Annotated in this window: 12 protein-coding genes; 11 read left to right on the forward strand and 1 reads right to left on the reverse strand. The window is 66.2% G+C overall.

From position 1 onward, the window contains the following. Positions 1-1887 carry an FHA domain-containing protein gene (locus KA712_24085; GenBank protein MCG5056047.1) on the reverse strand — a complete coding sequence of 629 codons (1887 nt, stop codon included), beginning with the start codon at positions 1885-1887 and terminating at the stop codon, positions 1-3. 226 nt (positions 1888-2113) lie between these two features. Between KA712_24085 and tssJ the strand changes: the two genes are divergently transcribed. The 11 genes from tssJ to tssE all read left to right on the forward strand — a co-directional run bounded on the left by tssJ (position 2114) and on the right by tssE (position 14786). Continuing rightward, on the forward strand, positions 2114-2623 hold the full coding sequence (tssJ, locus tag KA712_24090) for a type VI secretion system lipoprotein TssJ (GenBank protein ID MCG5056048.1): 510 nt from the start codon (positions 2114-2116) through the stop codon (positions 2621-2623). Between the two features lie 71 nt (positions 2624-2694). Continuing rightward, a complete protein-coding gene (gene tssK / locus KA712_24095; GenBank protein MCG5056049.1) occupies positions 2695-4080 on the forward strand; it encodes a type VI secretion system baseplate subunit TssK in 1386 nt (461 codons plus the stop codon). 36 nt (positions 4081-4116) lie between these two features. Beyond that, the gene (locus tag KA712_24100; GenBank protein ID MCG5056050.1) at positions 4117-4776 is read left to right on the forward strand and encodes a DotU family type IV/VI secretion system protein; all 660 of its coding nucleotides are present in this window, start codon (positions 4117-4119) and stop codon (positions 4774-4776) included. Between the two features lie 34 nt (positions 4777-4810). Beyond that, complete coding sequence (gene tssM / locus KA712_24105) at positions 4811-8323, forward strand: type VI secretion system membrane subunit TssM (protein ID MCG5056051.1); 3513 nt, start codon at positions 4811-4813, stop codon at positions 8321-8323. Beyond that, positions 8320-9321: a type VI secretion system-associated protein TagF gene (gene tagF, locus KA712_24110; protein MCG5056052.1), complete on the forward strand. Its 1002-nt coding sequence runs from the start codon at positions 8320-8322 to the stop codon at positions 9319-9321. Before tssM ends, tagF begins: the two co-directional genes overlap by 4 nt. A 163-nt stretch (positions 9322-9484) precedes the next feature. Beyond that, complete coding sequence (gene tssA, locus KA712_24115; protein MCG5056053.1) at positions 9485-10603, forward strand: type VI secretion system protein TssA; 1119 nt, start codon at positions 9485-9487, stop codon at positions 10601-10603. Between the two features lie 87 nt (positions 10604-10690). After that, entirely contained in the window at positions 10691-11200 is a 510-nt protein-coding gene (gene tssB / locus KA712_24120; GenBank protein ID MCG5056054.1) for a type VI secretion system contractile sheath small subunit, read from the forward strand. A gap of 53 nt (positions 11201-11253) precedes the next feature. Then, positions 11254-12747, forward strand: coding sequence for a type VI secretion system contractile sheath large subunit (gene tssC, locus KA712_24125; protein ID MCG5056055.1), 1494 nt, complete (start codon positions 11254-11256; stop codon positions 12745-12747). A 140-nt stretch (positions 12748-12887) separates the two neighbouring features. After that, the gene (locus tag KA712_24130; GenBank protein ID MCG5056056.1) at positions 12888-13370 is read left to right on the forward strand and encodes a type VI secretion system tube protein Hcp; all 483 of its coding nucleotides are present in this window, start codon (positions 12888-12890) and stop codon (positions 13368-13370) included. A gap of 95 nt (positions 13371-13465) precedes the next feature. Next, a complete protein-coding gene (locus tag KA712_24135) occupies positions 13466-14263 on the forward strand; it encodes a hypothetical protein (GenBank protein ID MCG5056057.1) in 798 nt (265 codons plus the stop codon). 16 nt (positions 14264-14279) lie between these two features. Then, complete coding sequence (gene tssE / locus KA712_24140; GenBank protein MCG5056058.1) at positions 14280-14786, forward strand: type VI secretion system baseplate subunit TssE; 507 nt, start codon at positions 14280-14282, stop codon at positions 14784-14786. Positions 14787-14794: the final 8 nt, after the last annotated feature.

Here is a 14794-nt window from a genome sequence, read left to right on the forward strand (position 1 = left end):
TCACCGACGCCGGCCGCGGCTTTGCGAGCCGTAGATCACGCTGGCGTAGCCCTCGGCGAACTCGGGGCCAAAGACCAGCGCGTTCAGCTCGTGGTCTGATTCCATCAGGGCCGCAAAGCGCTCCGTGTAGCGACGCCAGCCCTCCTTATCGAGAATCGGCATGAAGCGCGGGCCCTTCTCGATGCCGCACTCCTGAGGATCGAGCGACGCCAGCAGGGCCCGAACGCCCCGGCTCACCCCCTCCATCATGGCCACCTGGTGCACGGCCAGGTCCGCGGTGAGGGCCCGCAGCTCCTGCGCGCGGGCCGTCGGATCGGCGCCGGACTCGGTCATGTAAGCCATCAGCTCCGCACCGTCGCGGGCAGAATGAAGGGGGGTCGAGCCGCTCACGGTCCGCACCCCCAGCTCTGCCCCCGCTTCCTCCGCGCCGCGGCGAAGGTCCACGAAGGCGTCGCAGAAGGCCCGCAGGGCCGCATGCACCCGCAGATCGGCCTGCTGCCCCGTCGACATGGCCCGCGTGCTCCCCACCGCCGCATCCATCGAGGACGACGCCCCCGGTGCAGCCGCCGGGGCGGAAGACCCCGCAGAGACAAAGGCCGGCCCCGCGGGAGCGGGTGAAGGAACGAACACCGGAGCCCCTACCGGCGGTGCCAGTCCGGGCGCCCGCAGATCGGGAGCCGGGACCGTGGGCTCGGGATACCCGAAGCGTGGGGCCTCGGCCGGAGGGCCGGGCGATGCAAACGCTCCGGGCACGAAGCCCGACGCAGGCGCCATGCCGGGCAGCGGGCCTCCGGGGCGCAGCGACGGCCCCGCCGGAGCCGCAACCGGCGCGGGAGCCGCAGGCACGGACGTCGCAGGCGCCGGCTGCACAGGCTTGGCGATCGCCCCGGAGGCCACCCCGAACAACGTCGGCGGGCTCTGGCCCTTGAGGGCTCCCGAACGCAGCAGGGGAGAAGGGCCAGGGGGGGCCGCGGCCGGTCCGGGCGGCGCGACGGTCGCGGGCTCCGTGCCGAACAAAGAGGGGGGATTGGTTCGCTTGACGGCGCCGAGCTCAGCGGCCGGCGCGGGGTCGGACGCGGCCGGCTTTGGGCTTGGCACCCTCATGCCTGCGATCTCGGCGGGCGAAAGCCCAAAAAGCGTCGGGGGGTTGAACGAAGGCGCCCCCGAAGGCCCTGGCGGAGGTGGAGCCACCACCGGCGCCGGGGCGGGCGCAGCCGCCGGCGGCGCGGGCGAAGGCGAAGGCGCGGGCGGCGCGGGCGAAGGCGACCGAAACACGCCCGCGGACATCCCGAACAATGTGGGCGGGTTCAGGGCGGCAGCTGGCGGCTCTCGCGTGTCGCGCCGCTCCCGCAGATCCCCCGCCGCCGGGGGCGGCTGCCTGGCCGCGGGGGGCGCAGCAGCGCTCGCCGGCAAAGGTGGTTGCGGCCGATCGCCAAACAGCGTCGGCGGGTTGAACCGCGTCGGCGGGGCTTCCGTGACACCCAGGGCCATCTCACCGGCCACGGGGGCTTGTCCGCCCCCCCGGGCCGGCGGTGGGGTCTCTGGAAACGCGTCCGCCGTCCCGACGGGCCCTGAAAGTTCGGCCCCGAACACAGGCTCGATCAACATCGTCAGCGGGCCAATCTGAAACACCGTGGGCCCCTCCACACGCGCAGGGGTGCCCGGCGTGAGCTTGACGCCCTCGAGCATCGTGCCGTTGGTCGAGCCAAGATCCGTGTACTCGATCGTGTCCGCGTCGAAACGAATCGCCCCATGCCATTCCGAGACATAGGTCTCGGGCAAAGGCAAATCGTTCATGGCGTTGCGCCCGAGGCGCACGGGCGACGTCGAAAAGGCCTTTTGGAGCTCCGGATGGCCCGGGCGTTGAACGATGACGCGAACACTCATGAGTCCGAGAGCCGCGCGGGGTGACGAACGCGCGACGATTCACACGATACGACACGAACGGCGCGCTCCCAAACCGATCGCCCCGCGCGCAGGCAGCAGGCGGGGCCTCCGTGCAACTCTGCAAGCCCGAGCACACTCGCTACGAATGAGATGAGAGCCCCCGTTTGCGACAGGAGGAGTTTGACATTGCGCGGCTCGGACCCGCTCTGGCAGACTCACGCCGCCGATGCTTGGGAAAGGTTTTGGATTGTTCACGCTTGCGCTGGTGGCCGCGCAAAGTTTCGGGTGTGCCCACAAGCCGCCTCCGGCTCCGTGTACCGAAACGGAGCCCGTGCGGGTCGCCTTGAAGGCGCGACAAACTCTCAACCCTGACGAAAGCGGCCAGTCCTTTCCCACGATCGTGAGGGTCTATCTTCTCAAAAACCCCAGCACCCTCGAAGTGGCGGGCGCTGATGAGGTGCTGCGCCACGATCGCGACGTGCTGGCAAGCGATCTGCTCGACGTTCAAGAAATCACGGTGCGTCCGGGCGCCACCGAGACGCTGACGTTCAAGCGGCCCGATCTCGCGAGCGCCGTTGCCGTGGTGGGCCTGTTCCGCGCCCCCGTCGGCAACACGTGGCGCTTACTTACGCCCCTACCGGCCGCCAACGCCGACCATTGTCACGAGCCGGCTGAAGCCGCCCGACCTCACGTCACGGCCGTTCTCGAAGAGAGCCGCATCAGCACGGGTCCCTGACCGCCGCCCCCACCCTGGTTCCCCATGACCCGCACATTCGCCCGCCAACGCCCCCCAAGCAAGGAGCTCCCGTGAAGGAGGAGGTTCGCCGCGTCGCCTGGACGGAGGGGATGCTCATGTGTCCCCAGCACTTGCAGCAGCAAGATCTCTACCACCAGCGCATGCTCTCGAGCTGGTTCGGAGCGCTCTCGCCGTACAGCTGGGGCGCCGTGTCCGTGCGCATCGACCCTGGTGCCCTCGGCTCGGGTGAACTGAGGCTGCTGTCATTTACGGGCGTGTTGCCTGACGGCACACCGCTGTCCTTCCGCCAGGGCGACCGCGAAGCGCCCGCGGCACGGCCCATCGAGGGGCATTTTCCAGCCGGCCAGCAGGAGCCGCTCGAGATCTTCCTGGGCCTGCCCGTCGAACGCGAGGGGGTGCCGAGCTTCGAGGAAGCAGCGGACGCCCGCGCTCAATTCCCGCCGCGCACCCGCTTTGCCATGGAGACCCGCATGGTGAGGGATCTCGCGTCGGCGGGCCGACCGGTCGAGATCACCTTCGGCACGCCCAACGTCGTCGTGTTGTTCGGCAACGAGCCCCGCGACGATTTCAGCGCCATCAAGGTGGCCGAGGTCACCCGGGACGCGCAAGGAGCGCTCGTCCTGGTCGACACGTACATCCCCCCGTCTTTGCGCATCGACGCCGCGCCCTTCATCACCACGAACCTCAGCCAGGTGCTCGGGGTCCTCACGGGCAAACAAAAGGCGCTGTCGTCGCAGCGTCGCGAGCGCGACAACTCGAGCGTCGAGTTCTCGGGCAGCGACGTCACACGCTACCTGCAACTCAACGCCGTCAACGGCCTGATCCCGCTCTTCGTGCACATGGGGCGCAGCCCCGACCTACACCCCCATCAGCTTTACCTGTTGCTCATCCAGGTGGCCGGGCAGCTCACCACCTTTTCGGCAGGCACGGATCCAGCGCAGCTCCCGGCCTTCAACTTCACCGACCTGCGCAGCACCTTCGAGGAGCTGTTCGCGGTGATCAAGTCGATGCTCCAGAGCACCGTGCGGGAAGCCCACGTCCCCATTCCGCTGCAGATCAAGCATGGTGTGCATTTTGGCCGCTTCGACAGCGAGCCCGCCCAGCGCTGCCGGGCCTTCGTGGTGGCCGTGAGAGCGGATGGCGTGCCCGAAGATCAGGTTGCCGAGCGGCTCGCAGGGCTTTCGAAGATCGCGTCATGGAACCAGATTCAGTCGGTGGTCCGCGCCGCCACGCCGGGCGTGCCCCTCAAGCTCACACACCGTCCTCCGCCCGAAGTGCCGATCAAGTCGGGCGTGGTGTACTTCGTGGTCGACACCGACAGCAGCCACTGGAAACACGTGATGGACGAAAAGGCCATCGCGATCTATCTACCGCCGCCGTTCGACGCCACCAAAGTCAAGGTCGAACTGCTCGGCATTCCCCCTCGCAAGGAGTGAGCGCGCGAACCTCACGTTCGTTGCGCATGTGACGTCATGGACAGGCTCAACGAAATCACCAAGGACAGCTTCGCCGCCATCGAACAGCTGCGAGCGCTCGCGGGCCCTGTGTCGCCAGACACCCTGCAGCGACGAATCATCGATTACGTCGAGAAGCTGCGCACGTCAGCGCGCGAATCGGGACTGTCCGAGCGGGACGCCAACGACATCGCCTATGCCATCGTGGCCCTCGTCGACGAGGTGGCCCTGTCGAAGCCCGATCCCCTCCGGGGCTATTGGCTATCGCGCCCGCTGCAGATGTACTTCTTCAATGAGAACATCGCCGGCGAAGGCTTCTTCCGCCGGCTCGACGCACTCCGCGGTCAGCCCCAGCGCCGTGACGCCCTCCGGGCCTACTATCTCTGCCTCACGCTGGGGTTTCAGGGCCAGTACGCGATGCGCGGCGGCGACATGGAGCTCATGCGGCTCCTCGAGTCCCTGCGGGACGAAATGGAACGCGCCTTCGAGTTCCCTCAGGCCCTGTCGCCCGAAGCGCTTCCTCCGGAAGAACCGTCGACCCGGCGCCGCGACAAGCGCCTGTTCATGTGGGTGGGTCTCGGCGCCCTCCTGGTTTCGATGTCCGTCTACGTCGGTCTCCGTGTGGTGCTCGACGGGCAGGTCAAACGCACGATGACGGAGGTCGAGGCGCTCCGTTGACTCGCGCGCCCGGCATGATCCTCGGAATGATCCGATGTTGAAGTACATTTTTGGTTTCCTGTTCATCGCCCTGTCCTGGGCGGCGGTCTTCGTGTTCGAGGAGCTGCCCGCGTGGCCCGCGATCGCCGTCACGGTCACCGTGACCCTCGCCCTCGTCCTCGTGGTGCTCGTCAAGGCACTCAAGGCCCGCAAGTCTGCGGGCGCCATCGAGGCGGCTCTCGCCGACGGTGCCGACAAACACGGCTCCACCATGCGCCCCGAGATGCAAGCGCAGATCGAGGCGATGAAGCTCGAGTTCGACAAGGCGCTCCGTACGCTCAAATCGTCGCGCTCGGGCAAACACGGGAAAAACGCGCTCGGCATCCTGCCCTGGTACGTGATCATTGGCCCGCCCGGCAGCGGCAAGAGCACGGTGCTGCGCAACTCCGGCCTGCGTTTTCCTTACCTTTCTGCCAAAAAAGGCGCCATTCGCGGGGTGGGCGGTACCCGCAACTGCGACTGGTGGCTGTCGAACGACGCCATCCTGCTCGACACGGCGGGACGCTGGTCGACGGAGGACGAAGACACCGACGAGTGGCTGGCGTTCCTCGACATGCTCAAGCGCACGCGCAAGCGCCGCGCCATCAACGGCCTCATCGTGGCCGTCAGCGCCGCCGACCTGCTCACGGGCGACGAGGATGCCGTGGGCGACCTGGCTTCGCGTCTGCGCGAGCGTTGCGACGAGGTCATGGGACGCCTCGAGGTGGCCGTGCCCGTCTACCTCATCGTCACCAAATGCGACCTCGTCTCGGGCTTCGCAGAAACCTTCGGCAATCTGGGTGACAAAGAGCGCGGCCAGATCTGGGGCTTCACCCTGCCCCTCGAAGCCTCGGCAGAGGAGCGCACCGACGTCTTCATCGACAAGCTCGACGAGCTGCTCGACGTGCTCGAGTGGCACACGCTGCAGCGGCTCGGCCAGGAGCGGCGTCTCGAGACGCGGGAACAGATCCATCACTTTCCGTTCGAGTTCGAGGAGCTCTGTCCGAACCTGGTGGGCCTCGTCAAGGAGCTCTTCGCCCCGAACGCGTATCAAGAAACGCCGCTCTTGCGCGGCCTCTACTTCACGAGCGGCACCCAGGAGGGGCGGCCCGTCGATCGCATCATGAAGCGCATGGCCGAGGCCTTCGGGATCGCGCCCCGCATGACGATCGACGCCCCGGTCAAGGCCAAGGCCTACTTCCTCACCGACGTCTTCCGCAGGGTCATGTTCCCCGATCAGAACATGGCGGGGCTGTCAGCCAAGGCCGTCAAACGCCGGCGCGTCGTCAGCACGGCCATCGCGGGAACCTGCCTGCTCGCAGCCCTGGGGCTCGCCATGACCCCCATCTCCGCCTATAGCCGCAACCTGGGTCTCGCCAACGACGTCAAGCGCTTCACGGCCGGACTCGCTGAGGCCCGGGACGCCAACGGCAACATCGATCCGCGCAAGCTGGAGCCTCTCGCGGAAACCGCCGAAGAGCTGTGGAAGCTCGAGACGGAGGGCCCCGCCGCCAGCATGACCTTCGGCTTTTACTCGGGCGACGATCTCCGCGAACCTCTGGCGCGCGCCCTTCGCGATCTCACGGTGGCCCCGCTGCTTGCTGCCGACGCGGCGGCGCTCAAGACTTTCGCCACCACCCGCAAGGGCGGCGTGGACGACAGCCGCGAGCGCCTCACCCGCTACCTCATCAGCACCGCCCCGCGCGCCCCCGAAGAGCCCGCCGTGGACGACGACGGCTGGGCGGAGGCGCAGCTCGCCCGCGCACGGAAGAGCCTGGTCGAGGACTGGAAGCAGCGCTGGGCCACGGCAGGGATCGCCGTCAGCGAAAAAGCCGAAGCCACCCTGAGCCACGCCATCGACCTTTACGCCCTGCCCGCTCGGGACAACGCCGCCTTGTGGGTCGAGCGTGACGCCGAGACCGTCGAGCGCGCCCGGGCCACGCTGCGGAGCCTGGCGGAACAGGATCCCCTCGCGCTCGTCCTGTCAGACCCCAACTTGGACGCGAGCGATCTGTCACTCGGCCGGATTTTGGGCGGCGCGATCGTGCTTTTCCGTGAAGATGCCAAGCAGCCCGGAGCCTTCACGAAGGGCGGCTACGACCTGGTGCGCGCGCGGATCTCCTCCCTGGAAAAGGGTGAGCCCACCGTGGGTGGGGCCGAGGACATCTGGGTCATGGGCCCGCGCAAAACCCTCACCCCCGAGGAGGTCGACAACCTGCGCACGCGCTACTTCGCCGAATACGAAAAGGCCTGGCGCGGTCTGCTCGCGCAAGTCTATCCCCGCGGCCCGACCGACCTCTCGGATGCTGAGAGCCTGCTTCGTCGCCACCAAGACGAGCGCCCTCTCGATGTCATCTGGAAGAGCCTGGCAGCCAACCTCGAACTCAAGTCGAAGGCCGATGCCCTCGTCGAGCAGGCCGCCGCGGGCACCATGGACAAGCTCCTAAACAAGTTGGGCTCGAGGAAAGAGGCCGCCGCGGCCGCCGCCCAGCGCGAAAAGAAGATCACCGGCCCTGACGCACTCAAGGCCCGCTTCGATTCGATCTTGGCCTTCGGCATCCCCCGGACGGAGGGCGCCGAACCCGCGCTGGCCGCGTACTACAAGCAGCTGGGGGTCCTCTCCCAAGCCTTGACCGCCTACGAGGAGACGCAGGACACCAACGCCATCCGTAAGCAGGTCGCGCAGGCCAAAAAAGACGCCTCCGAGCTGGTGATGACCTTCGGCCGGGGCGGCTGGGAGCCCGTCCTCAACAAAATGCTCATGCCCCTCATCGTGGGCGTGGAGGAGCTGGTGATCGGCGCGGGCGCCGAAGCCGCCAACCGCTCCTGGTGCGATGCGGTCGTCACCCCCTATCGCGAGCTCCTGGCCGATCGTTACCCCTTCCGGCTCGAAGGCATGGACGCCGCCCTGTCGGAGGTGGAGAACTTCTTCGCCCCCAAGACCGGCACGCTCTGGGTCTACTACGACGAAAAACTCCAAAACGATGTCGAGACCGTGGGCAAGCGGTACCGCCTCAAGAGCAAGCCCACCGTGCAGTACCGCAACGAACTGCTCGGCTTCCTGACCAAAGCGGCTCACCTGTCGGAGCTGCTCTTTCCGAACGGTGCCGACAAGCTCGCGCCGGCGCTGCAAGTCCGGCTCAAGTCCGCCGCCGGCGAAGCCGGCACGTCCGCACGGGTCACCTTCAAGGTGGGCACGGGACGCCCGCTCGAATACGGCAACTGGCAGGAGCGGTGGGAGCCGCTCGTGTGGCCCGGCGCCGACGCCAAGATCGGCATCTTCGGCGAGGTGAAGGGCCTTCCCAAAGAGCTGAAGGAGAACGGGGATTGGGCGCTGTTCCGTCTGTTCGACAAAGCGCTCCGCTCGTTGGGGCGGGACTCGGACGAATACATGCGCGCGCAGTGGGCGCTCGGTAACCCCCAGATGACCGTGCGCATGGACGTCAAACCCTCTGATCTCCTCGATGCCCTGCACGGTTTCGAGATCCCGCGCACCATCGCCCCCGGCGGGAGCCCCTGCGCCCAATGAGTCTCCGCAAGCTCCTGGGCCTCGAGGGCCCTGCCAAATCCCCACTGGCGGCAACCGCCACGGGCGGCGTGCCGCGCCTTCTTCCCCAGGGCGTGGGCGTGGGGCTCTATGGCAAGCTCCCCACCCAGGCCGATTTCGTCCGGCTGAACGCAGGCACGTTCGCAACAGCCGGATTCGACCAGTGGCTCGAGGAAGGGGTGGGGGCCGTGCATGCGGCACGCGGAACACCCTCGAAGGCGCTGGTGGCGTTCTTCGCACACAGCCCGCTCATCGGGAGCCCCTGCATCGGCATGCTGGGCCCAAGCCGCGACAAAGTCGGGCGTGCGTTCCCGGCCGCCCTCTTCACCTACCTCGACCCCGCGCTGGCAGGCCTGCACGCCTTCGCGGGGAGCGCGGCCGGCGCCTTCCTGTTTCAGGCCCAGGCTGTCGTGGCGGCAATGCCCGAGGCCACGGCGGCTCCCGACCTGTCCGAGTTAGCCCCTCCGACGGGCGCCGATCAGGCCCGCGCCGCAGAGGATGCCGCGGGCGCCCTGGCGGCGAGCCCGTTGGGCGACTTTCTCGACGGTCTTTTCGGCGGCACCACGCCTGACGTTCACGCGCACGCCCTGGCCACGTGTCTGGCCGCCTGCGGAACGGCCAAAGGCCGGTGCCCCGACAAAACGGCCGTCACGCTCGAACTGCCCGCGGCCGACGATCGGGCCCGCGACTTTTGGCTGGCCTTCCTGGCCACGGCCCTGCAGTGGCCCACCGGCGCGCCGACCTGGCTGTGGGACGACCGGGCCGACCGGCTCTTGGTGGCGCTCGGCCCCCCCGCGCCCTCCCTCTTCGTGGCCTTGGCCATGCCCGATTGGGTCGGCGCCCGGCACTGGGTGATTCGGTCTCAGCTGCCAGATACCTCGCCGCCCACCTCCCTGCCCCCGGCCCTCGAAGGCGTGGTCATGACGGGCGGGGGCACGGTGGCGGATCTCCTCGAGGCCACGCGAAACGGGCTGGGGTGAGCCTTGCCCCCGTGGGCCTCGCCGCCCGACGCGTCGCGGGCTTGGCTTGACAGGAATGCCACGTTGCGGCCTAATTCGCCTCCGCGATCGAAGGCAAGGCAAACGGCAATGGGCAAAGAACACGGGTTCGCTTCGTCAGGCACGGCCATGGCCGTAACGGGCCGTGACGCCCACATTTCACTTTCGCTCCCTGGGTTTGGGGTGTCTGATAGCGGCGGGGTTTGAGGACGTGGCAGCCATCGACATCGACGCTTTGCTTTCCGAGATCAGCGCGGACGATCCGTGTGGTCCGGACCTGGAATACGACAGCGAGCTGCGCGAGCTCGAACAGTCGGCACAGGGCAAGCCCGAGCAGCAAATGGGCGACACCATCGTTGCCGCCCAAGAGCCCGATTGGCGCGAGGTCCGCAAGCGGGCCGAGTCACTGTTCTCGCGGACCAAGGACCTCCGGGTCACGAGCCATCTCGTGCGGGCGCTTCTGCACACCGCCGGCTTCGAGGGTCTTTGCGACGGACTTGCCTTGTCGAGGGGCCTCATAGAACGTTACTGGGAGCCCCTCCACCCCCGGCTCGACCCTGACGACGACAACGACCCCACCCTCCGGGTGAATCTGGTGATGAGTCTTTGCGATCAAGAAGACTTCCTCATCCACGTCCGCAACACCCCGATCGTCAGCGCCCCGGCGCTCGGACGCTTCAGCCTACGCGAGTTGGCCATTGCCTCCGGCGAAGTGCCCGCACCTGCAGGCGAGGATCCGCCTTCGATGTCCACGATCGAGGGGGCCTTCCTCGAGGCCGATCTCGAAACTCTCACCCAAACGTCCCAGAACCTCGCAGCCAGCCTCGAGCACCTGCGGGAGATCGAGGCGAAGCTCACCGACCACGTCGGCTCGGCGAACGCACCCAACCTGGACCCCTTGCGGCGCCTCGTCTACCAGGCCTCGAAGGTGGTGAAGGACAAGCTCGCCGCACGGAACGCGGGCGCCACGCCCTCCGAAGGCACCGCACCTGGCGAAGATGTCTCGGGGGGGGGCTCGGGCCCGGCGCAGCCAGGGGCACGTGCCCTGTCGGGTGACATCCGCGCGCGTGAAGACGTGCTGCGCGCGCTCGATAAGATTATCGAGTACTACGCCCGCCACGAGCCCTCGAGCCCTGTCCCCATCCTGGTTCGCCGCTGCAAACGGCTCGTCACCGCCAGCTTCGAGGACATCGTCAAAAATCTATTGCCCGACGGCGTCTCACAACTCGAGGTCATCAAGGGCCCTTCAGAAGAGATGAGCTGAGGCCGCGCCGGCGGCCGATAGCGAACGCATAGAACCCGGCGGGGCCGTCCCCCACCGTGCCGACTTTAAAAAATCAGGAGGTCTCCAATGAGCAGCCAAAAGTTCATCGCCCGCAACCGGGCTCCCCGCGTTCAGATCGAATACGATGTCGAGCTCTACGGCGCCCAAAAGAAGGTGCAGCTGCCCTTCGTGATGGGTGTGATGGCCGACCTGTCCGGAAAACCTGTCGAGCCGCTCGCCCCCGTGGCCGACCGGAAGTTCCTCGAGATCTCGGCCGACAACTTCGACGACCGCCTCAAGGCCATGAAGCCCCGTGTGGCGTTCCCGGTGCCCAACACCCTTACCGGCGAGGGCAACCTGAGCGTCGACATCACCTTCGAGAGCATGGACGACTTCAGCCCTGCCGCCGTGGCCCGCAAGGTCGACGCGCTCAACAAGCTGCTGCAGGCCCGTTCGCAGCTGAACAACCTCATCACGTACATGGACGGGAAAACCGGCGCTGAGGAGCTGATCTCGAAAGCGCTCAAAGATCCTGCCCTGCTGCAGTCCCTGGTCTCGGCACCGAAGCCGGGCGGCGACGCGCCTCCGTCCGAGTGAACTCGGGGACGCACAGCACCAACCAAGCTCTAGACAACAGGGAGACAGACGTCATGGCCGAGGCACGAGAACAGGGTCAAGCCGCCGAAGGCGCCACCCTCGAAACCAGCGATTTTTCTTCGTTGCTGAACAAAGAGTTCCGCCCGAAGTCGGACCGCGCCAAGGAGGAAGTGGAAAACGCTGTCCGCACCTTGGCCGAGCAGGCGCTCGCCAGCACGCAACTCATCTCGAGCGACACGGTGGCCAGCATCCAAGCGATGATCGCCGCCATCGACCGCAAGTTGACCGAGCAGGTGAACCTCATCATGCACAACGCCGAGTTCCAGCAGCTCGAGTCGGCGTGGCGGGGGCTTCACCATCTGGTCAACAACACCGAGACCGACGAGATGTTGAAGATCCGCGTGATGAACATCTCCAAGAAGGATCTTCACAAGACCGTCAAGAAGTACAAGGGCGCGTCCTGGGACCAAAGCCCCATCTTCAAGAAGGTCTACGAAGAAGAGTACGGCCAGTTCGGTGGCCAGCCCTTTGGTTGCTTGGTGGGCGACTACTACTTCGATCACAGCCCCCCGGACGTCGAGTTGCTGGCTGAGCTCGGCAAGATCTCGGCGGCCACCCACGCCCCGTTCATCTCCGCCGCGGACCCGCGCGTGCTCCAGATGGACTCCTGGAGCGAGCTCGCCAATCCCCGCGACCTCACCAAGATCTTCGATGTGCCCGAATATGCCGCCTGGCGGTCGTTCCGGGATTCGGAAGACTCGAAGTACATCGGCCTCTGTATGCCCCGCACCCTGGGCCGCCGCCCCTACGGCGCCAAGAGCGAGCCGGTGGAGGATTTCGACTTCGAGGAGGACACCTCGGGTGCCGACAGCAGCAAGTACTGCTGGGTGAACGCGGCCTACGCGATGGCGACGAACATCAACCGCTCCTTCAAGCTCTACGGCTGGTGCTCGCGCATTCGCGGCATCGAGTCGGGCGGTGCGGTCGAAAATCTGCCTACTCACACCTTCCCCACCGACGACGGCGGGCAAGACATGAAATGCCCCACCGAGATCGCGATCAGCGACCGGCGCGAGGCAGAGCTTGCGAAGAACGGATTCATGCCGCTCGTGCACAAGAAAAACTCCGATTTTGCCGCCTTCATCGGCGCACAGTCGCTCCACAAGCCGGCGGTCTACGACGACCCCGACGCCAACGCCAACGCCAACTTGGCCGCCCGTCTGCCTTACCTGTTCGCCACCTGCCGCTTCGCGCACTACCTCAAGTGCATCGCCCGCGACAAGGTGGGTTCGTTCAAGGAGAAGGACGAAATGCAACGCTGGCTGCAGGAGTGGATCATGCAGTACGTCGATGGCGACCCCGCCCACTCCAGCGAAACCACCAAGGCGCAAAAGCCTCTGGCGGCTGCCGAGGTGGTGGTGGAAGAGGTCGAGGGAAACCCCGGCTACTACACCTCCAAGTTCTTCCTGCGCCCGCACTACCAGCTCGAGGGACTCACCGTGTCGTTGCGGCTCGTCTCGAAGCTGCCCTCCGCGAAGGCCAGCTGACCTGCAGAGACGCCGCAATGCGGCGTCTCTTTTTTTTCACCACGATTTGTTTTTTCGAGCAACCCCGTCAGTTCGCCGCCCGATAACTCTCTCGAACACGCGAATTTCTGACCCTGCATAGCCAAACAAGGAGCACCACCATGGCCGTCGATATGTTCATCAAGATTGACACGCTCGAGGGCGAGTCCTCAGACGACAAGCACAAAGCCGAGATCGACGTTCTCGCGTGGAGCTGGGGCATGTCGCAATCCGGCACCACCCACATGGGCGGTGGCAGCGGCGCTGGAAAGGTGAACGTTCAAGACGTCTCCTTCACGAAATACGTCGACAAATCCACGCCCAACCTGCTGCGCGCCTGCTGCAAGGGCACGCACTTCAAGCAGGCCGTTCTCACCGTCCGCAAGGCCGGCGACAAGCCGCTCGAGTACATCAAAATTACCCTGAGCGACCTCATCGTCACCTCGGTGTCCACGGGCGGCAGCGGGGGCGAAGATCGCCTCACGGAGAACGTCACGCTCAACTTCGGTAAGTTCAAGTTCGAGTACACGCCTCAGAAGGCCGATGGCTCGGGCGCTGGGGCCATCCCCGTCGCATACAACATCGCCCAGAACAAAGAAGAGTAGTCAACAGCCGCTGCCCATGCGCAGCGCGGGCTCGATGGGACCGAAGGCGGCAGCTCCGCCTTCGGTCTTCTTCCATTGTGCAAAGGTTATCCCACATGCTCCCAGCTGCTGAGACACTCCGCTCCGGAAACCCAGAAGACGCCTTGGCACAACTGCAGGAGCAAGTGCGAAAGAACCCCGCAAACAGCCAGTACCGGGTGTTCCTCTTCCAGCTCCTCGCCGTTTTGGGTCATTGGGACCGCGCGCTCAACCAACTCAAGGTCCTCGGCGACATGGACGCCTCCACGTTGGCCATGGTGGCCACGTACCGCGAGGCGCTGCACTGCGAGGCCTATCGGCAAGACGTGCTTGCAGGTAAGCGCACCCCCCTCGTGCTCGGCGACCCCGAGCCGTGGATGGCCCTTTCCTTCGAAGCGCTGCGCCTTCAGGGTGAAGGGCAATGGGACAAGGCCGCCGAGGTGCGAGCCCAAGCCCTCGAACAGGCCCCCACCACCGCGGGAAAGCTGAACGGCGAGCCCTTCGCATGGATAGCGGACGCAGACTCGCGGCTGGGCCCCATGCTCGAAGCCATCGTTTCGGGCAAGTACTACTGGATTCCGTTTTCCCGTCTCCGTTCGCTCCAGATCGACCCTCCCAGCGACCTACGCGACATCGTGTGGACGGCCGCGCAGGTGACCTTCGCCAACGGCGGTGAGACCATCACCCTTCTTCCCACGCGCTACGCGGGCTCCGAGCAAGACCCCGACAACCGCATCAAGATGGCACGCATCACAGAGTGGGACGAAAAACCCGGGCAGACCTACCTCGGGCGAGGCCAGCGCTTGCTGGCCACCGATCAGGGCGAGTACGCGCTGATGGACGTTCGCTCGCTCGAGCTCGAAACCGCGGTGTGAACGGGGAGGGTGCAACATGGCCGAACTGACCCCGAAGGAACGGCTTCAACCCTCGCTGCTCGATCGGCTCACGGACGATGACCCCGAACGCCAGCTCGAGTCCCGCGAACGTCGGATTCTCTCCCCCGTTCAGCTCCGGGACTGTGTACGCCGGGATCTCGGCTGGCTGCTAAACACCGTGCACCTGGAAAGCACAACCGCGCTCACCGATTACCCCCAAGTGGCCGCCTCCGTGCTCAACTTCGGCGTCGTCGATCTCGCGGGCAAGCCCCTGTCGAGCATCAACGCGCCTCAGCTCGAGCGGCTCATCCGCGAAGCGATTTGGCAGTTCGAGCCTCGCCTCATCAAGGACTCGGTGCAGGTGAAGATCGACGATCGCAAGACGGGACACAACGCTCTGTCCTTCGTCATCGAAGCCCAGCTCTGGGCCCAGCCCATTCCGCTTCAGCTCTTTCTCCGCACGGAAGTGGATCTGGAGAACGGCGAAGTGCGGGTGGGTGATCAGGAAGGCCCGGTAGAGTAAGGCTCGAT

The sequence above is a fragment of the Myxococcales bacterium genome (genome assembly GCA_022184915.1).
Taxonomy (GTDB): Bacteria; Myxococcota_A; Polyangia; order Fen-1088; family Fen-1088; genus JAGTJU01.